The organism is Solidesulfovibrio alcoholivorans DSM 5433, assembly GCF_000702665.1.
GTDB lineage: Bacteria > Desulfobacterota > Desulfovibrionia > Desulfovibrionales > Desulfovibrionaceae > Solidesulfovibrio > Solidesulfovibrio alcoholivorans.
In genome coordinates, this window is record NZ_JNJA01000001.1 from 386,583 (window position 1) to 404,309 (window position 17,727).

General features: G+C 65.9%; 19 protein-coding genes. 8 read left to right on the plus strand and 11 right to left on the minus strand.

All coding sequences use genetic code 11. The features are described 5' to 3' along the window. Positions 1-168: 168 nt before the first annotated feature. On the minus strand, positions 169-1,503 hold the full coding sequence (locus tag Q368_RS0101760; protein WP_029457017.1) for a DnaA/Hda family protein: 1,335 nt from the start codon (positions 1,501-1,503) through the stop codon (positions 169-171). 209 nt (positions 1,504-1,712) lie between these two features. Here Q368_RS0101760 and Q368_RS0101765 point away from each other — a divergent pair, with 209 nt between their 5' ends. From Q368_RS0101765 to Q368_RS0101800, 7 genes are all read left to right on the plus strand, one after another. Continuing rightward, a complete protein-coding gene (locus tag Q368_RS0101765) occupies positions 1,713-2,879 on the plus strand; it encodes a homocysteine biosynthesis protein (protein WP_029457018.1) in 1,167 nt (388 codons plus the stop codon). A 473-nt stretch (positions 2,880-3,352) separates the two neighbouring features. After that, positions 3,353-3,673, plus strand: a complete 321-nt coding sequence (locus Q368_RS0101775; protein ID WP_029457019.1) for an FmdB family zinc ribbon protein — start codon at positions 3,353-3,355, stop codon at positions 3,671-3,673. Beyond that, positions 3,670-4,971, plus strand: coding sequence for an adenylosuccinate lyase (gene purB / locus Q368_RS0101780; RefSeq protein WP_029457020.1), 1,302 nt, complete (start codon positions 3,670-3,672; stop codon positions 4,969-4,971). Before Q368_RS0101775 ends, purB begins: the two co-directional genes overlap by 4 nt. 146 nt (positions 4,972-5,117) lie before the next feature. After that, on the plus strand, positions 5,118-5,714 hold the full coding sequence (gene pyrE, locus Q368_RS0101785) for an orotate phosphoribosyltransferase (protein WP_043784694.1): 597 nt from the start codon (positions 5,118-5,120) through the stop codon (positions 5,712-5,714). 11 nt (positions 5,715-5,725) lie between these two features. Continuing rightward, entirely contained in the window at positions 5,726-7,888 is a 2,163-nt protein-coding gene (locus Q368_RS0101790; RefSeq protein WP_029457022.1) for a L,D-transpeptidase Cds6 family protein, read from the plus strand. Beyond that, complete coding sequence (locus tag Q368_RS0101795; protein ID WP_029457023.1) at positions 7,889-8,632, plus strand: hypothetical protein; 744 nt, start codon at positions 7,889-7,891, stop codon at positions 8,630-8,632. 8 nt (positions 8,633-8,640) lie between these two features. Further along, complete coding sequence (locus tag Q368_RS0101800; RefSeq protein WP_029457024.1) at positions 8,641-9,459, plus strand: sugar phosphate isomerase/epimerase family protein; 819 nt, start codon at positions 8,641-8,643, stop codon at positions 9,457-9,459. Between the two features lie 171 nt (positions 9,460-9,630). Here the strand turns inward: Q368_RS0101800 and fliQ are convergent, their stop codons facing one another. The 7 genes from fliQ to era form a co-directional block, all read right to left on the minus strand. Next, positions 9,631-9,900: a flagellar biosynthesis protein FliQ gene (fliQ, locus tag Q368_RS0101805; protein ID WP_029457025.1), complete on the minus strand. Its 270-nt coding sequence runs from the start codon at positions 9,898-9,900 to the stop codon at positions 9,631-9,633. A 130-nt stretch (positions 9,901-10,030) separates the two neighbouring features. Continuing rightward, the gene (gene fliP, locus Q368_RS0101810; RefSeq protein WP_425423666.1) at positions 10,031-10,720 is read right to left on the minus strand and encodes a flagellar type III secretion system pore protein FliP; all 690 of its coding nucleotides are present in this window, start codon (positions 10,718-10,720) and stop codon (positions 10,031-10,033) included. 52 nt (positions 10,721-10,772) lie between these two features. Then, a complete protein-coding gene (gene fliO, locus Q368_RS0101815; RefSeq protein ID WP_029457027.1) occupies positions 10,773-11,177 on the minus strand; it encodes a flagellar biosynthetic protein FliO in 405 nt (134 codons plus the stop codon). Beyond that, positions 11,170-11,610 carry a flagellar motor switch protein FliN gene (gene fliN / locus Q368_RS0101820; RefSeq protein WP_084158633.1) on the minus strand — a complete coding sequence of 147 codons (441 nt, stop codon included), beginning with the start codon at positions 11,608-11,610 and terminating at the stop codon, positions 11,170-11,172. Before fliN ends, fliO begins: the two co-directional genes overlap by 8 nt. 24 nt (positions 11,611-11,634) lie before the next feature. Continuing rightward, complete coding sequence (locus Q368_RS0101825; RefSeq protein ID WP_029457029.1) at positions 11,635-12,222, minus strand: flagellar basal body-associated FliL family protein; 588 nt, start codon at positions 12,220-12,222, stop codon at positions 11,635-11,637. A 24-nt stretch (positions 12,223-12,246) separates the two neighbouring features. After that, positions 12,247-12,951, minus strand: coding sequence for a YggS family pyridoxal phosphate-dependent enzyme (locus Q368_RS0101830; protein ID WP_425423661.1), 705 nt, complete (start codon positions 12,949-12,951; stop codon positions 12,247-12,249). A gap of 23 nt (positions 12,952-12,974) precedes the next feature. Further along, a complete protein-coding gene (era, locus tag Q368_RS0101835; protein ID WP_029457031.1) occupies positions 12,975-13,892 on the minus strand; it encodes a GTPase Era in 918 nt (305 codons plus the stop codon). Positions 13,893-14,040: 148 nt separating this feature from the next. Here era and topA point away from each other — a divergent pair, with 148 nt between their 5' ends. Further along, a complete protein-coding gene (gene topA / locus Q368_RS0101840; protein ID WP_029457032.1) occupies positions 14,041-16,305 on the plus strand; it encodes a type I DNA topoisomerase in 2,265 nt (754 codons plus the stop codon). 157 nt (positions 16,306-16,462) lie between these two features. Here the strand turns inward: topA and Q368_RS0101845 are convergent, their stop codons facing one another. The 3 genes from Q368_RS0101845 to Q368_RS0101855 form a co-directional block, all read right to left on the minus strand. Next, a complete protein-coding gene (locus Q368_RS0101845; protein ID WP_029457033.1) occupies positions 16,463-16,873 on the minus strand; it encodes a hypothetical protein in 411 nt (136 codons plus the stop codon). Then, complete coding sequence (locus Q368_RS0101850) at positions 16,870-17,445, minus strand: hypothetical protein (RefSeq protein WP_029457034.1); 576 nt, start codon at positions 17,443-17,445, stop codon at positions 16,870-16,872. The genes Q368_RS0101845 and Q368_RS0101850 overlap by 4 nt, the downstream gene beginning before the upstream one ends. A 78-nt stretch (positions 17,446-17,523) precedes the next feature. Beyond that, positions 17,524-17,721, minus strand: coding sequence for a hypothetical protein (locus Q368_RS0101855; RefSeq protein WP_029457035.1), 198 nt, complete (start codon positions 17,719-17,721; stop codon positions 17,524-17,526). Positions 17,722-17,727: the final 6 nt, after the last annotated feature.

The window sequence follows — 17,727 nt, forward strand, 5'->3', positions numbered from 1 at the left end:
GGGCTCTTGAGGAATCTTCTCTTATTGAAAAGGGAAATTTTTTAGTGGGATCAATAGAGGAGGCCTCGTATGTCACTTGTGAAGATAACACTTTGTTATTGCACATAAAAAAAGGAAACTTCCTGGGAACGGCCAAGGCGCGAAGGAACGGCGCACCGCGTTTTGGGCTCAAGCCGGACCGCCCTGGCGGCATTTTTTCGCCAATTGCCGGAAAAGAAGTTTCGTTTCCCTGTCATCATCCTGAATTTTTTGAAACTTTCTGATGGAATAAAGCACCGTGCTATGGTCCTTGCCGCCGAAGGCCTTGCCGAGCGCCGGGTAGGACATGCCGAGCAGGGTGCGGCACAGGGCCATGGCGGCCTGGCGGGCGAACACGAGTTCCTTGCGCCGCGACTGGCCGGTGATCTCGGCCACGGGCAGGCCGAAATGCTCGGCGCACACCGCAAGGATGCGCTCGGGCGTGACTTCCGGCAGGGCCTGGTCCTCGGAGAGGCGGATGTGCCGGGCGAATTCGGCGTCGGTGAGTTCCTTGCCGCTTAAGCGCCGGAAGGCCTCGATGCGCAGCAGCACGCCTTCGAGCTGGCGGAAGCCCTCGAAGCGGCTGGCCAGGGTGACGATGCGGTCCCGGGCCAGGCCCAGGCGCTTGTCGCGGTTGGCCGCTTCCACGAAGGCGATGCGCACGTCGAGGTCCGGGGCCTTCAAATGGACCATGAGGCCCCATTCCAGGCGGGATTTGAGCGTGGCGGAGAGGAAGTCGCACGCGCCCACCCGTTCGCGGCTGGAAAAGACCATCTGCTTGCCGGCGTCGTGAAAGGCGTTGAAAAGGACCACGAGCTCCTGTTCCATTTCCGGGGAACGCTTGAGGTCGGTCAGCTCGTCGAGGAACAGCCACTGGCTGGCGGCGATGGCGGCGCGCACCTCGTGGCGGCTGGTTCCGGCGTCGGCAAAAAGGCTCTGGATGTCGGCCACGGAGCCGAAGTACACGGTGCGCACGGGGCGCAGGCGCGAGGCGGCGTTGGCCATGGCCCGCAGCAGATGGGATTTGCCCGCGCCCGAGGGGCCGCAGACCAGAAACGGATTGTAGCGGACCTCGCCGCCCTGGGCCACTTCGCGCGCGAGCGCCAGGGGGAAGTGGTTCTTTTCGTTGACGAGGAAGGAGTCGAACGTGAACCGGTGGCCGAAGGGGAAGTCCGCGGCCGCGCCGGGAAGGCCGAGCTGCGGCGCGGCATGGCCGTCGCCGCCGGCGCGGTTGTGGTAGGAGACGGCGTAGCCCGGCCCGAGGAAACGGCGTACTTCCTTTTCGAACAGTTCCTTGGCCGAGCTTTCGAACCAGGCCGCGAAGTAGGCGTGGGGAAAGCGGACGCAACAGGAGTGGTCCGATTCGCTGACCGAAAGGTCAAGGGGATCGAACCAGCGGCGCAATTCCTGCTCGGGGCAGGTGCGCGCAAGGTGCTGGCGGAAATCGTCCTTGAGCACGCCGCCACCGGAAGCGGTCAGCGGCATGGGCGGCAACCGGCCAGTACAAAAAAATTTGTCATATCGGTATGTTGTAAGAAATACCCCGGACCCCTCCCCAAGGCCGCGAGGAAAAGCCAGTCTAGCGCATTTCGTCCTTGAAGCCAAGTGGGGGGCCGTTCGTGTTGCCTTCAGCCCGGAAATGGGCCAAGTAGAGCGCCTGCCGCGCGCGCGAGCGCGGCGAGAGGGAGAACGGCATGAGCCACGAGGTGAAAAAAACCGTCGCCGAGATCAACCGGCGCATCGAGCAGGGCAAGGCCGTGGTGCTCACGGCCGCGGAAATGGTCGAGACCGTGCGGCGGCTCGGCAAGGTCAAGGCCGCCAAGGAAGTGGACGTGGTGGCCACGGGCACGTTTTCGCCCATGTGCTCTTCGGGCATGCTGTTCAACTTCGGCCAGGAACCGCCGGTGATCAAGGCGCAGAAGGTCCGGCTCAACAACATCCCGGCCCACGCCGGGCTCGCCGCCGTGGACGCCTACCTCGGCGCGACGGAGCTGCCCAAGGAGGATCCGCTCAACAAGATCCATCCCGGCCGTTTCAAGTACGGCGGCGCACACGTCATCGAGGACCTCCTGCGCGGCAAGGCCGTGCGCCTTTGGTGCGAGGCTTATGGCACGGACTGCTATCCCAGGCGGGAGCTCGAAAAGGATGTGACGCTGGCCGGGCTCAAGTACGCCGCGCTTTTAAACCCGCGCAACTGCTACCAGAATTACAACGTGGCGGTGAACCTCACCAGCCGCATCGTCTATACCTACATGGGGCCGCTCAAACCGGGTGCCCGCAACGCCAACTTCGCCACGGCCGGCGAGCTGTCCCCGCTTTTCAACGATCCCTACTTGAAGACCATCGGCCTTGGCACGCGCATCTTTTTCGGCGGCGGCATCGGCTACGTCATCGGCGCGGGCACCCAGCACGATCCCCGGCCCAAGCGCAACGAGCGCGGCATTCCGCTTTCCGCCGCGGGCACGCTCATGCTCAAGGGCGACATGAAGGGGATGAACCCCCGCTACATCCGCGCGGTGTCCATCCTTGGCTACGGCGTGTCCATGGCCGTGGGCGTGGGCATCCCCATCCCGATCCTCAACGAGGACATGGCCTTTTTCACGGGCGTGTCCGACGCGGACATCGAGATGCCGATCAAGGACTACGGCCACGACTACCCCATCGGCATCGGGCGCACGCTCGGCTACGTCACCTACGCCGCCTGCCGCTCGGGCGAGGTGCTGATCAACGGCAAGCCGACCCAGGCCGTGCCCGTGACGAGCCTTTCCATGTCCCTGGAAGTGGCGCAGACGCTCAAGAGCTGGATCGAGCAGGGAAAATTCCTGCTGACCGAGCCCGTGGCGCCCATCGAATCGTACTGACGCGCATCCGCGGCCCCGCGTCCGCGTCCGGCGCGCCGGAAAGCGGACTGGACAAAGGGCGCGGATTGCGATACCGGATCGGGTTCTCTCACCCGACAGGAGGAAACAGCATGTCCAAGCACAAGAAGATCGAGCGCCACAAGGAACTGGACCGTCGCCGCAAGCGCCGCAAGGAGCGCCTCAAGGAGCGCGTCCGCGAGGCCATCGCCGCCAAGAAAGCCTAGCCGCCGTTCGTCCGGGGGAGTGCCGCTCCCCCCTGCCGCGCGGTCGAGCCTGCCTGCAGCAGCGTTCCGTTATCGGGGCAGCGTGCGCCGTCCGGCGGCGTATCGGATCTCGCCCCCAAAGACGGGCGCGCCCGAAAGGACTGCCGCGCATCATGCGCCGGTGCTCCTTTCCGTTTCGTTTTTTTGACGCACACGCCACCGGGCGGGGGAACGCCCTTGCCCGGCCCGTGATCCCCTGGGGGGCCTCCCATGCCCTTGTATGAATACGAATGCCCCGTCTGCGGCCGCGTGTTCGAGGAACTGCGCCGGGCCGGCGACAAGGCTCCGGCCACGTGCGCCTGCGGCGCGACGGCGGCGCGCATCGTTTCCCTTTCCGCCTTCGCCCTCAAGGGCAACGGCTTTTACGCCACCGATTACGTCAAACGCCGCCCCGGCTCCTTTCAGAAGGACGGCAAGGGCACGATCAAGGGCACGGAAGTGCCCGTGCCCCAGCTTGCCCGCGATCCCTCGGTGCCCCTGGCCGAGGAGGAGGAAAGCGAGGACGGCGGCCATCCCGAGGAGGGCGCATGATCGAGCGCTATACCCGCAAGGCCATGGGCGCGCTGTGGTCCCTGGAAAACCGCTTCGCCGCCTGGCTCGAAGTGGAAATCGCCGTGTGCGAGGCCTGGGCCGAGCTCGGCCGCATCCCGGCCGCGGACATGGCCGCCATCCGCGACAAGGCCGGCTTCGACGTGGCGCGCATCCTCGAAATCGAGGCGACCACCCGCCACGACGTCATCGCCTTCCTCACCGCCGTGGAAGAACGCGTGGGCCCGCCTGCCCGCTTCATCCACCTGGGCTGCACCTCCTCGGATATCGTGGATACGGCGGGTGGCCTGCTGCTCGGCCGGGCCGGGGCCATGGTGCTCGAAACCATCGACGGGCTGCTTGCGGTCATCAAGGATCTGGCCATGCGCTTCAAGGGCCAGCTCATGATCGGCCGCACCCATGGCATCCATGCCGAGCCCTTGAGCTTCGGCATGAAGATGGCCTCGTTTTACGCCGAGTTCACCCGCCACCGCGAGCGCGTGGCCACGGCCACCGCAGGCGTGCAGGTGGGCAAGATTTCCGGGGCCGTGGGCGGCTACGCCCACCTCGACCCACGCGTGGAAAAGATCGCCCTGGCGCGGCTGGGACTGGCCGTGGACCCGGTTTCCACGCAGATCGTGCAGCGCGACCGCCATGCCGCCTTTTTCACCTCCCTGGCGCTGCTTGCCGGCGGCGTGGAGCGCATGGCCACGGAGCTGCGCCACCTCCAGCGCACGGAAGTGCTCGAGGCCGAGGAAGGCTTCGCCAAGGGGCAGAAAGGCTCCTCGGCCATGCCGCACAAGAAAAACCCCATTTCCGCGGAAAACATCTGCGGCCTGTCTCGCCTGGTGCGGACCAACGCCCTGGCGTCCATGGAAAACATGGCGCTGTGGCACGAGCGCGACATCTCGCATTCCTCCGTGGAACGCGTCATCATGCCCGATTCCACGATTCTTGCCGACTACACCGTCGCCCGCCTGACCGGCATCCTGAAGAATTTGAAGGTCAATCCGGACAATATGGCCCGCAACATGATGGCTTCGTTCGGGCTGTTTTATTCGCAGCGCGTGCTGCTCGCGCTCATCGAGACGGGCTTGGATCGCCAGAAGGCCTACGAGGCCGTGCAGCGCGTGGCCATGGCCTGCTGGGAGGGACGCACTTCCTTTCCCGACGCCGTGCGCGCCGATGCCGTGATCGCGGCGAAGCTCGCGCCGGCGACGCTGGATACGCTTTTCGATCCGCAGTACTATCTCGCCCATGAGGACCTGATCTATTCCCGGGTCTTCGGCGCGGCGTCCTGACGGCGGCTCGCCGCGGACACCGCTTGGGGAAATGTTCCGGCCGGCGGCGTGTTTTTTCACGCCGTCCCCCCGCCGGGGCGCGGAAGCACTTTTCAAACCGGGCCGCCTTTTGTATGGGGAGACAAAGGGGTCACGCGGGGAGTTTCATGTCCTTTTCCATCGAGGGCCAGGACGCCGGCGCCATGCGCGCTCGTCTGGCCAGCCTGCTGCTGGAGAAATCCTACCGGGCCGGCGAGGTCACCCTGACCTCGGGGCGCAAGAGCGATTACTATTTCGATTGCAAACAGACCGCGCTGCATCCAGAAGGGGCGTGGCTGATCGGCAACCTGCTTTTCGACCTGCTGCCGCCGGACATCGTCGGCGTCGGCGGCATGACGCTCGGGGCCGATCCCCTGGTCACGGCCGTGAGCCTCGTTTCCCATCTGCGCGGCCGGCCCCTGCCGGCGTTCATCGTGCGCAAGGCCGCCAAGGGCCACGGCACCAACCAGTTCCTGGAGGGACTGTCCAATTTCGCCCCGGGAGCCAGAGTGGCGCTGCTCGAGGACGTGGTCACCACGGCCGGCACGCTGTTGACGGTCATCGACCGCGTGGTCGACGCCGGGCTCACGGTCGGGGCCGTGGTCACGGTGCTCGACCGCAAGGAAGGCGGCACGGAACGCCTGGCCGAGCGTGGCTACCCGCTGCTGTCCGTTTTCACCCGTGACGCCCTGCTTGCCGCCGGCAAGCCCAAACAGGCGTCCTGACGCGAGGCGACATGAAACGACTGGGCCCCGCCGTAGTCCTTGCCTGCCTGCTCCTGGTTCCCTGCCGCCGGGCGGCGGCGGAATGGTCGGCCGACATCGTGGACATGGAGTGGTCGCCCACACGGTTCGTGGCCGTGGACAAGAAGGCCCAGTCGTTTTCCCTGCTCTCCCGCCAAAGCCCGCTTCGGGTGCTGTCGGCCATCCCCTGCGCCACGGGCCAGGAGCTCGGCGACAAGTTCAAGGAAGGCGACCTCAAGACCCCCGAGGGCGTCTACTTCATCACCCGGCGCAAGAGCGCGGGGCTCAATTACGAACTCTACGGCGACCTCGCCTTTCCGCTCAATTTCCCCAACCCGGCCGACGTGGTCCGGCGCAAGTCCGGCCACGGCATCTGGATCCACGGCCGCGGCCACGCCCTCATTCCCTACGAGACCCAGGGCTGCGTGGCGTTGAGCACCCCGGACATCCACCGCATGGACGCCGAGCTCGCCGAGGGCATGCCCGTGGTCATTGCCGACGAGGTGCGCCTCGGCGGTCCGGAAGCCGCCAAATTGCGCGACGAGGCCCGGGAGGTGGTGGACGCCACCAAGGCCTGGGGCAAGGCCTGGGAAAACCGTTCGGATGCCTTTTTCGACTTCCACGACCCCGAGAAGTTCTCCCTGACCGAGGGCAAGCCCTTTTCCTCCTTCCGCAGCCACAAGGAAGGGCTGTTTCGGTCCCTGCCCTGGATCAAGGTGGATCTCTCGGAAATTCGCGCCATCCCCGGCCCGGATTACTGGGTGACCTATTTCGTCCAGCTCTACCGCTCGCCGACGCTCGTTTCCCAGGGCCTCAAGCGCCTCTACTGGCAGCGCGGCGCGGACGGGCGTTTTCGCATCATCGGCATGGAATACGAAGAGATGCCGGTGACCCTGGCGGCCAACGGCAAACGCGGCAAGCGGCCTTCGCCCGACGAGGTCGAGACCGACACGCGCAAGCCCGACAGCCCGAGCGAGGAGGAAGTGCAGGTCCGCCAGCTCGTGGGCGCCCAGCACGACGCCATGGAGCGCGTGGCGCAAAAGGCTTTCGCCTCCTTGAGCCTCAAGAGCCAGCCCTCGCCCGAGGACCAGGCGATCCTCGAAGTGGCGGGCACGGGCGCGACCAAGCCCGGCGTGTCCCCCTTCGCCACGGACGCCCTGCGCCAGGCGCCGCCCGTGCCGCAGGATATCCCGGCCGTGCCGCCTGCCGCTCCGGCTCCCATCCCGGCCAAGACTCCGCCCGTCAACGCTCCCGCCCCCGCGCCGGAGCAAAAGGCCCCTGAAGCCGCGCCCGCGCCGAGCATTTCCCCGGCCAAGGCGGCCGAGATCGCGGCCGCCATGGAAGGCTGGCGCGCGGCCTGGGAGCGCGGCGACATCACGGCCTACATGGGATTTTACGCCGACGGCGCGCGCCAGGGCAACCTGCGCGGCAAGGACGCCATCAAGCGGCAGAAGGAAGGCGTCTGGCGCGGTACGTCGCCCGGCCGCGTGGGCATCGAGGTCGTCGCCGCGGCCCCGTCCGGCGACGGCTACGCCGTGGTCTGCGCCGAAAGCTACCAGGCCAAGGGCCGCCGCGAGAGCAAGGGCTACAAGAATCTCCTCCTCGTCCCGTCCGGCAACCGGCTGCTCATCGCCCAGGAGCGCTGGACGCGGGACCGTCCCGCGGACATTCCCGCGGTCGCGGCCAAGGTGACGCCCGCTGCCGCGCCCGTGGCGGAAAAGCCCACCGCGCCCGTCCAGGCCTCTGCGCCCGCCACGGCGCAGGCCGAAGCGCCGCAGATCGCCCCGACCCCGGCTCCGGCCAAGGCCGAGCGCACGGCCCAGGTCGCGTCCCTGGTCGAATCCTGGCGTACGGCCTGGGAAAAGGGCAACGTGGACGCCTACGCCGGGTTCTACGCCCCGGACGCCGTTCAGGGCGACCGCCGCGGCCGCGCCTCCATCCGCGACGACAAGGTCGATTTGTGGAAAGACAAGGCTCCGAGCCGGATCTCGCTTTCCGATGTGAAAATACGGCCCCGCAAGGACGGGTTCGTGGTCACCTGCGTCCAGGACTACCGCAGCCGCGACGGCGGCAGGGACCACGGCCTCAAGACCTTGTACCTCGCGCCTTCGGGAGGCGGCTTCGCCATCGTCGAGGAAAAATGGAGCCGGCTCTAGATGGCCGCCGGCGAAAAAGTCGATATCCTTATCCTGCGTGACGCGGCCGGGGTGCGCCGTTTTCGCGTCCCGGTCCTTTTTCTGCGCTTCCTCTGGCTGTGTCCGCTGGTCCTGGCGGTTCTGCTCGCCGGGGCCGTGTACGCGGCCTACCTCTTGCGCAAGGACAACCTGGAAATGGCCGGCAAGGTCCGGGGCATGCATGCGGAACTGGACGCGGCAGGCGAAGGGCTCATCAAGCTCCAGAATATCGAGATGATCCTGCGTTCGCGCGACGTCACGGGCCTGGAAACGCTCATCGGCTCCTACAATGCCGACGATCCCGGCTGGTGGAAGCCCAAGTCCGTGGATGACAAGGGCAAGGTCGAGCCCCGCGAGGCGGCGCGGCCGGACCTGTCGCGCCTGCTCGCCCGCGTGGACGCCAACCAGGCCGGCATCGACAACCTGCGCGCCCGCATCGACAACAAGAAGTTGCAGCTCAATTTCGACCTGAGCAACGTCACGCCCCAGACCAACCTCGTCGGCCGCGTGGAAGCGGCGCTCGTTGGCAACGACGCCACATTGCTGCCGCTGAAGCCCGAGAAGGACGAACTGTCCTTCCAGATCCAGCGCTTCAAGCAGATTGCCGTGGGCCTCCCCCTGCCGGGCAAGATCGACGCCAGGGACATCTACGGCGTGAGGCTTACCGTGGCCGATCCTTCCGGCAAGACGGTCTTTTCGCAGGTCTATCCGCTTTCCCGGGAGTAACGCGCGCCATGCCCCGCTTCTACGTCAATTTGAACCTGCGCGCGGCAGAGCGCGACCCCTCGCTCTGGGAGCGGCAGCTGGCGCGCCGCGTGCCGCCGGAGCTTGGCCTCGATCCGGTGCTCATGGACGCGACGGGCACGGACTGGCACCGGGAAACGGCGCGCCGGATCAGTGACGCGGGGCTTCCCTGCACGCTTCATCTGCCTTTTTTCGATCTCCAGCCCGGCAGCGCCGACGCCCGCGTGCGCGCGGCGAGCCGCGACCGCCTGCTTGAGGCCATGGACGCGGCCGCCATCTACGCGCCGGAACGCATGGTGGGCCACGCCGCCTACAACCGCTTCCTCTACATCCGCTCCTTCGGCGACTGGGCGGCGCGCGCGGCCGACACCTGGGCCGAGGTCCTGGCGTCCTGGCCCGGGCATCCGCCGCTTTGTCTGGAAAATACGCACGAGACCGATCCGGCCACGGTGGCCGGGGCCGCAGCCGCGCTTCGCGAGCGCCTGCCCGAGTCCGAACGCGGGCGGGTCGGCATCTGCTTCGACGTGGGGCACTGGTTCAGTTTCGCCGGCGGCAAGGAGGCAGGAAACCTGGACGCCTGGCTCGACGCCCTGGCCCCGTATCTGCTGCATCTGCACCTGCACGACAACGACGGTTCCTTCGACCAGCACCTGGGTCCCGGGCAGGGGGAGATTCCCTTCGACGCGATTTTTGCCGGCCTTGCGGCCCGCGGGCTTCGCCCCACGGCCACCTTCGAGCCCCACACCCCGGCCGCGTTCGAAGCGGCCCTGGCCTTCGTCGCCGGGCGGCCGGATTTCTTCGCCGGCTGACCGGCGCCTGTCCTTCGTTATTTGCCCGCGCGCCATTTCGAGCGCTGAAGCACCCTGTCAAAATCTTGCGATTTGGATGTCGCGGAGGCAGATCCGGCTCTGGTGACGCATGGGGCACGTCCCTTTTTCAGGCCGTGCCCTTGGGGGAGGGGCGTAACGCCGAACCGAGCCCTAGCGCAGGTAGTTCGGGATGTTCATGAACAGGTCCCGCGTGAAATTGATCATTTTGTCCATCATCCAGGGGAAGGCCAGCAGCAGGGCGATGAACATGGCGAGGATCTTCGGCACGAAAGTCAGCGTCATTTCCTGGATCTGCGTGGCCGCCTGGAGCACGGAGATGAAGACGCCGACCACGAGCGAGACTCCGAGCATCGGCAAAGCCAGGAAAAGCGCCGTCTCGATGGCTTGTCTGGAGATGGCGACGACCATATCCGGCGTCATTGCGCGCCTCCTTTCCGTTGTATTGCCCTTGCGACGCGAAGCCTTGCCATAAGGTTCCCCTTAGGTGGGATTCCAAAGGACGCGAGCCCGTTGGCCGCCGGAGGCTTCCGCCCCCGCCCCCCTGCCGGCATCACGTCGCGAACGAGTTGACGAGCGACCCCACCATGAGGCCCCAGCCGTCCACGAGCACGAAGAGCAGCAGCTTGAACGGCATGGCGATGGTCGCCGGCGGCAGCATCATCATGCCCATGGCGAGCAGGATGCTCGAAATGACCATGTCCAGGATGAGGAAGGGGATGTAGATCAGAAAGCCGATGGTGAACGCTGTTTTCAGCTCGCTGATCATGAATCCCGCCGCCAGCATGACCGTGGGCACCTCGGCCTTGTCCTTGGGCCGTTCCATCTTGGTCACGGTGTAGAAGACCGACAGGTCCTTTTCCCGCGTGTGCTTGAAAAGAAATTCCCGCAACGGCGCCTCGGCCTTCTTGAGCGCCTCGGTGAAGCCGATCTGCTCGTCCATGTAGGGCGAAAGCGCGTCGTCGTAGATGGCCTTGCCCGTGGGGTACATGATGACGCAGGTCAAAAAAATGGCCAGGCTGGCCAGGATCTGCGACGGCGGCACCTGCTGCACGCCCATGGCCTGGCGCAGGAAGGAAAAGACGATGATGATGCGGGTAAACGAGGTCACCGTCAAAACGAACGAGGGGGCCAGCGACAGCACCGTCAGGGCGAAGAGGATTTCGAGCAGCGTGGCCACGCGCTCGGGCTGGTTCTGCCCGGCGGCGAGGTTTAGGGAAAGCGTGGGCGCGTCCTGGGCCATGGCCGTGGCGGCCAGGAGAACGACCAGAAGCGCCAGGGGCAGGGCGATGCTGCTAAGGCGAAGGAGGCGTGTCGTCGCCGCCTGGCGTTCGCGTCCGGGCGGCAAGGGTCGCGGCGAAGCTGTTTCGGGCAGTGGTGTCGTCATCGTCGGCCGTTTCCTCGGTGAGCAGCGTGATGTTGTGTTCGGTGACGCCGAGCACGAGGTTTTTATGCATGAACCGGACCACAACGATGTTCTTGCGTGGCCCGAGATTCAGTTGGGCCAGCAGGCGCAGCATGCCGCCGCGTCCGGCCGGGCCGATGCCCCATTTGCCGCCGTAGCGTTTGAGCAGCCAGTAGGCGGCGAAAATGACGGCCAGGACGAGGAGCAGGGCCAGGGCCATGTGCACGGCCGTGCCGGCCAGGCCGTAATCCATGGCCGGCGGCGTCGCGACGGGGGGGGCGGAAGGATCAGGCAAGCTGTTTCACCCGTTCGATGGGGCTGATGATGTCGGTTAAGCGCACGCCGAACTTCTCGTTGATGACCACGGCTTCGCCCCGGGCCACGAGTTTGCCGTTGACGTAGATTTCCAGGGGTTCGCCGGCCAGCTTGTTGAGCTCGATGACCGAGCCCTGGCCCAGTTGCAGCAGTTCGTTGATGAGGAGCTTGGTGCGGCCGAGTTCCGCGGACACGTCGAGGGGAATGTCCAGGATGAAGTCCAGGTCGCGGCGCACGTTTTCCGGTCGCGGCGCCTTGGCTTCCTGCGTCAGGTTCTTGAACTGGGCCGAGGCGCTCTGCCGCGAGAGCGATTCCTGCTCGCGTTCGCGCTTGATGGACTGCTCTTCCTCGTCGGCGAGCGCGGCGGCCCATTCCGCGGCCAGCTTGTCCTGATCGATATCGTCCGGAGCCATGGAATATCCTTGCGCCGAGGCGGGTTATTGGATGACGAAATCCGTGAAATAGACCCTGGCCACCTTGGCCTGGCCGATGGCCTGGTTGAGGCGGTCCACGATCTCCTTGCGCAGCAGGATCTTGCCTTCAAGCGTAGCGAGGTCCTGCGATGTCTTGGAGGAAAGGAGCATAAGCAGGGCGTCGCGGATCTTCGGCATGTTGGCCTCGAGCAGTTCCGGGTTGCCGGTCATCTCCACGTCAAGCACGATCTTGAGGTAACGCCGGGCGTTGGGATCGGCGAGGTTGACCACGAACGCGGGCAGGGGGACGTTGTTGGACGGGGCCTTGTCCTTGCCGCCGTGTCCGCCCTTGGCTTCGCCGTGTCCGCTTTCGGCCTTTTTCTCCTCGGCCTTGGGCGCGTGGGCCTCTTCGGCCTTCTTCTCTTCGGCCGCGGGCTGCCCTTCGGCCGTGGCTTCGGCCGCCGGCGCGGGCGGCTTGGCCGCGAAGAATTTCAGGTAGGCGAAATAGCCGCCGCCGCCGAGGACCAGCAGCAAAACGACCAGGATGACGTATTTGAGAAAGCCGCCTTTTTTCTTTTTCTTGCCTTCTTCGGCTTCGGGGGCGTCAGCCATGTGTTTCCTCCGGGCGTCGCCAGGCTATGACGCCGGTCGCTGTCTCGGGCCGAAAAGGTCGGTGCCCACGCGTACGTGGGTGGCCCCTTCCATGACGGCGGCCTCGAGGTCGCCGCTCATGCCCATGGAGAGCATGGGCAGCGGCATGCCGAGGCGCGTTTCCAGGGCGTCGCGCAGTTCCCGCAGCCGGCAAAAGGCCGGGCGCGCGCCCTCGGGGTCGTCGAAGACCGGCGGAATGACCATGAGCCCGCTCAGGCGCAACGCCGGCATGGCCGCGACGGCCTCGGCCAGTTCCGGCAGGCCGTCCGGCGCAACCCCGGATTTCTGCGTTTCGCCGGCCACGTTGACCTGCAGGCACACGGTCTGCGTCAGGCCGGCGTCGCTCGTTCTTTTTTGCAATACCTGGGCCAACTCCATGTTGTCCAGGGTGTGGATGCAGGCGAAGCGTCCTATGGCGAAGCGCGCCTTGTTGCGCTGCAAATGGCCGATGAAATGCCAGACGAGTCCGGCCGGCGCGGCCTCCATCTTGGGCAGGGCCTCCTGGATGTAGGATTCGCCGAAGATTGTCTGGCCGCAGGCGGCGAGGGCCGCCACCTCGGCCGCATCATGGAGCTTCGAGACGGCAACCAGCGTCACGGAAGACGGATCGCGGCCGCAGGCCGCGCAGGCCGAAGCGATGCGCGAGCGCACGCGGTCGAGCCGCTCCCTGGCGGAAACGTCCACGGACACGTTCTCCTCTCCCTGGGCCGGGGCTATTCCCCGAGCCCGAGTTCGCGCAAGAGCGCGGGGTCGTCGGCCCAGCCCGGGCGCACCTTGACCCAAAGTTCCAAAAAGACCTTGCTTCCGAGCATCTCCTCGATGTCCAGGCGCGCCTTCTGGCCGATATCCTTGATGCGCGCCCCGCCCTTGCCGATGACCATGGGCTTGTGGCTCTCGCGCGCAACGAGGATGGAGCAGGCGATTTTCGTCAGTCCCGGCTGGGAGTTCTCATCCCAGAGTTCCACGGTCACGGCCGTGGAGTAGGGCAGTTCCTCGCCGAGCGCCAAAAAGAGCTTTTCCCGCACGATCTCCCCGGCCAGAAAGCGCACCGGCGCGGTGGAGACCTCGTCCGGGTCGTACCGATGCGGTCCTTCGGGCAGGCGCGCCGTGATCGCGGCGAGCATGGCCGCGACGCCCATGCCCGTCAATGCGCTGACGGGAAAAAGTTCGGCCCCGGGCAAAGCCTCGCCCACGGCGGCGAGGAGCGGCAGGATTTTGGCTTTTTCCTTGATGAGGTCGCACTTGTTGCAGGCCACGACCACCGGGACGTGGCCCGCGCCCACGGCCTTGGCGATGGGACGCAGCTCGGCGGCGAGCGCGTCCGGACGTCCGGCGAAACGGGCCGCGTCGAGGAGCACGAGCACCACGTCGGCCTGGGCCAGGGCGGCGTAGGCACTTCGCAACAGGAGCGGGGCGATGCCGCGCTTCTGGTGGTGCAGGCCCGGGGTGTCCAGGAACACGAGCTGTGCGCCGCCTTCGGTCAGGATGCCGCTCACGCTGTTGCGCGTGGTCTGCGGCTTGGGAGAGACGATCGAGACCTTCTGGCCGATCAGGTGGTTGAGCAGAGTGGACTTGCCGGCGTTGGTCGGGCCGAGCATGACCACGTGGCCGAAACGTTGCGCGTTCTCCAAGGGCGTCTCCCGTGCGGCCCGTGCCGGGCCGCATTGTTTATAATTCTTATAAACGCATACGAACGAAACGAAAATCGAGCAGTAGCCCGGCATCGGGCAAACGGCAACCCTTGCCTTGGCCCGTTGTCGTGGCTATAGCACGCCTGCCATGGGAAAGGACCTTATTATCGTCGAGTCGCCGGCCAAGGTGAAGACCATCAAGAAGTTCCTCGGCAATGCCTATGCCGTGGAGGCCTCGGTGGGCCACGTGCGCGATCTGCCCCAGAAAAAACTCGGGGTGGATGAAAAAGAAGATTTCGCGCCGCAATACCAGATCATACCGGGCAAGCAGAAGGTGGTGGCCAAGCTCAAGGATGCCGCCGCATCCGCGTCCACGATCTATCTCGCGCCCGACCCCGACCGCGAAGGGGAAGCCATCGCCTGGCACGTGGCCGAGATACTGAAGGATACGGACAAGCCCATCCACCGCATCCAGTTCAACGAAATTACGGCCAAGGCCGTGCGCGAGGCCCTCGCCCATCCCCGCGACATCAACGAGAAGCTTTTCCTCTCCCAGCAGGCCCGCCGCATCCTCGACCGCCTCGTGGGCTACAAGGTGTCGCCCATCCTCTGGCAAAAGGTCAAAAGCGGCATCTCTGCCGGCCGCGTCCAGTCCGTGGCCCTGCGTCTGGTCGTTGACCGCGAAAAGGAACGCCGCGCCTTCGTGCCGGTGGAATACTGGAATTTCAAGGCCCGCCTGGCCGGGGACGCGCCCCCGGAGTTCGAGGCCGAGCTCGTCAAGTACAAGGGCAAGAAGCTCGAGATCGGCAGCGCCGAGACCGCCGCCGCCGCCGAGGCCGCGATTTTGGGCAATCCGTTCGTGGTCGCCGAGGTCGCGGAAAAGGAACGCAAGAAGTCCCCGCCGCCGCCGTTTATCACCTCGACCCTGCAACAGGCCGCCAACCAGCGCCTGGGCTATTCGGCCAAGCGCACCATGGGCGCGGCGCAAAAGCTCTACGAGGGCCTGGAGCTCGGCGACAAGGGCACGGTGGCGCTCATCACCTACATGCGTACCGACTCCACGCGCATCGCCGACGAGGCGCGCGACGCGGCCCGGGAATACATCGTGGGCACGCTTGGCCCGGACTATTACCCGGAAAAGGCCCGCCATTTCCGCTCCAAGGCCGGCGCCCAGGACGCCCACGAAGCCATCCGGCCGGTCGACGTGACCCTCGCCCCGGCCGACGTCAAGGCGCTTTTGCCCAAGGACCTGTTCACGCTTTACAAGCTCATCTGGGAACGCTTCGTGGCCTCGCAGATGAGCGAGGCCCGCTTCTGGGACACGGCCGCCGACATCGCGGCAGGTCCCGGGCTCTTCAAGGCCAAGGGCCAGCGCCTCATCTTTCCGGGCTATTTGAAGGTCTACGGCCAGGAGGCCGGGGACGAGGCCAAGTCCCTGCCGCCGCTTGCCAAGGACCAGGTGCTCAAGCTCCTGGAGCTGAAAAAGGAACAGAAGTTCACCCAGCCGCCGCCGCGCTACACCGAAGCCTCCCTCGTGCGCGAGCTGGAAGAGAAGGGCATCGGCCGGCCCTCGACCTACGCGGCCATCATCTCCACCCTCATCGACCGCGACTACGCCCGGCTCGAGGAAAAGCACTTCGTGCCGTCCGAGCTCGGCGAGACCGTGTCCGACCTGCTCGCCGAGCACTTCGTCAAGATCATGGACGTGGGGTTCACCGCGGGCATGGAAGAGGCCCTCGACGCCGTGGCCGAGGGACGGGGCGACTGGGTCGGGTTGCTCAAGGATTTCACCGGCGATTTCTACCCGACCCTGGCCAAGGCGGCCAAGGACATGGCCAAGGTCAAGGCCGGCAAGGAAACCGACGTCAAGTGCGAGCTGTGCGGCAAGCCCATGGTCATCCGCTTCGGCAAGGCCGGTGAATTCCTGGGCTGTTCGGGCTATCCGGACTGCAAGAACACCAAGGAGTTCGACCGCGCCCCGGACGGCGCGGTGGTGCCCCGGGAGCGCAAGCCCGAGGAGACGATTTCCGTGGGCAAGTGCCCGCAGTGCGGCAAGGACCTGGCCGTCAAGAAATCCCGCACCGGCAGCCGTTTCATCGCCTGCACCGGCTGGCCCGACTGCAAGTACACCAAGCCCTTTTCCACGGGCGTTCCCTGTCCCCGCGAGGGCTGCACGGGCACGCTGGTCGAGAAGAGCTCCAAGCGCGGCAAGGTGTTCTACGCCTGCGACGCCTATCCCCAGTGCGATTTCGCCCTCTGGGACTGGCCCGTGCCCGAACACTGCCCCGAGTGCGACTCCAAGGTGCTCGTGCGCAAGAAGACCCGCGCCGGCGAAATCATCGCCTGCCCCAACCGCTCCTGCCGTTACACGCGCCCCGTGGGCGGCGCCAAGGACGAAAAAGACGAGGGGTAGGGGAAGAGGGTAAAGAGAGAGTGGAGAATGCCTCCGGCTGCCAGGAGGGGCCGGGGGCCCCTCCTGGACCAACCAGAAAGGGGGGATACGAAGGGAATGTCGCCTTCGTATCCCCCCTTCGTCGTAGGCGGGGAGGAAATGTCCGGGAGGAGCCGGCTCAGTTGTTGAAGTAGGCGACCACGGCGTCGCGGGTGGGCTTGGACAGGACCTTGAGGCGCACGAAGACGTCGGGGTGGGTCTGGAACACGCCGGCCAGGAACAGGAAGCGCGGGTCGTTCATGCGGTCCGTGCCCTTGATGCTCCCCTGCAACGCGTTTTTTACCGTAGCCTCGAAGTCGTAGCCCGCCTTCTTGAGCGTGGTCGCATAGAGCATGCAGGTGCGTTCCTCGTACTCCTTGCCGTTGATTTCCTCGGGCAGGGCGCGCTTGCCTTCCTCCACCTGCTTGAAATAACTGTACACATTCTGCTTGTTAAACGGCAGGCTGCGCGGCGCGTCCGCGGCGAAGACGCCGGCGGCAGGCAGCAGCAGCGCCGCCAGGACCAGGGCGAGCAGGCTGCGGCGGGTCATTGCGCGGCCGTCCCGCCCGGACCGGCGCAGGGCGCAAAGAGCGGCTGGTAGAAGTAGCTCAGCGTGCCGGTATCCTTTTCCTTGGAAAACTCCATGCGGATGAGCACGTTGCCGATGGGCCAGCCCAGGTCCTCCGCGCGTCCCTCCACTTCCAGGGCGGGCGTGTATTTGGCCTCCAGGAACTTGCGGATGGCGTCATGGGCCTTGCGGCCCTTGTATTCGACCATCACGGCCGCGAACTTGTCCTGGCAAAAGCCGTAGACCACGTTGCTCAAGAACGCGTCGGCGATGCGGTAGACCGCGCCTTCCACCGTGGCGTAGGCCGCCTGGCCGTCCTTTTCCACCACCTTGAGATCCGCCACGGCGGCCATGGGCGTGCCCCATTTGACGCCGTGAAAGGCGTTGGGTTCCTTGATGACCTTGCCCGGGGTGTTGACGGTTTCGTGTTCGGCGGCGGGTTCGGCCTTTTTGGCGGGCGCGTGCTTGGCCGGGGCATGGCTTTTCGCCGCGGCGGCGGGCGCGCAGGCGAGCAGGCCGCACAGGACGGCCAGGAGAAGGATGCGGATGTTCATGGACGTGTGCCGGGTTGCGGGAAAAAGAAACGGCTTTCCCGCAACGGTGTGTATGCGTTGTTGTTCAAGGCGGGGGCGTTACGCGGAAGCGGAGAGGATCATGCCCCGCAGGCTCGCGACCATGATGTCGCTTTGCACGCTGCGGCCGCTGGACAGGAACCGGGCCATTTCGTCCCGCCGCCGGTCGCTGGAAAGGGACATGTATTCGAGGATCATGTTGTTGATCGCGGTCCCCGTCAGCGGGGTGATGGTCATGGCGTTTGCGGACGAGGACATGGCGCG

Excerpts from the sequence above, each read along its gene's own strand:
- Q368_RS0101760 (WP_029457017.1), bottom strand. The coding sequence starts at position 1,503 with ATGCCGCTGACCGCTTCCGGTGGCGGCGTGCTCAAGGACGATTTCCGC.
- Q368_RS0101765 (WP_029457018.1), top strand. The coding sequence starts at position 1,713 with ATGAGCCACGAGGTGAAAAAAACCGTCGCCGAGATCAACCGGCGCATC.
- Q368_RS0101775 (WP_029457019.1), top strand. The coding sequence starts at position 3,353 with ATGCCCTTGTATGAATACGAATGCCCCGTCTGCGGCCGCGTGTTCGAG.
- purB (WP_029457020.1), top strand. The coding sequence starts at position 3,670 with ATGATCGAGCGCTATACCCGCAAGGCCATGGGCGCGCTGTGGTCCCTG.
- pyrE (WP_043784694.1), top strand. The coding sequence starts at position 5,118 with ATGTCCTTTTCCATCGAGGGCCAGGACGCCGGCGCCATGCGCGCTCGT.
- Q368_RS0101790 (WP_029457022.1), top strand. The coding sequence starts at position 5,726 with ATGAAACGACTGGGCCCCGCCGTAGTCCTTGCCTGCCTGCTCCTGGTT.
- Q368_RS0101795 (WP_029457023.1), top strand. The coding sequence starts at position 7,889 with ATGGCCGCCGGCGAAAAAGTCGATATCCTTATCCTGCGTGACGCGGCC.
- Q368_RS0101800 (WP_029457024.1), top strand. The coding sequence starts at position 8,641 with ATGCCCCGCTTCTACGTCAATTTGAACCTGCGCGCGGCAGAGCGCGAC.
- fliQ (WP_029457025.1), bottom strand. The coding sequence starts at position 9,900 with ATGACGCCGGATATGGTCGTCGCCATCTCCAGACAAGCCATCGAGACG.
- fliP (WP_425423666.1), bottom strand. The coding sequence starts at position 10,720 with ATGGCCCAGGACGCGCCCACGCTTTCCCTAAACCTCGCCGCCGGGCAG.
- fliN (WP_084158633.1), bottom strand. The coding sequence starts at position 11,610 with ATGGCTCCGGACGATATCGATCAGGACAAGCTGGCCGCGGAATGGGCC.
- Q368_RS0101825 (WP_029457029.1), bottom strand. The coding sequence starts at position 12,222 with ATGGCTGACGCCCCCGAAGCCGAAGAAGGCAAGAAAAAGAAAAAAGGC.
- topA (WP_029457032.1), top strand. The coding sequence starts at position 14,041 with ATGGGAAAGGACCTTATTATCGTCGAGTCGCCGGCCAAGGTGAAGACC.
- Q368_RS0101845 (WP_029457033.1), bottom strand. The coding sequence starts at position 16,873 with ATGACCCGCCGCAGCCTGCTCGCCCTGGTCCTGGCGGCGCTGCTGCTG.
- Q368_RS0101850 (WP_029457034.1), bottom strand. The coding sequence starts at position 17,445 with ATGAACATCCGCATCCTTCTCCTGGCCGTCCTGTGCGGCCTGCTCGCC.
- Q368_RS0101855 (WP_029457035.1), bottom strand. The coding sequence starts at position 17,721 with ATGTCCTCGTCCGCAAACGCCATGACCATCACCCCGCTGACGGGGACC.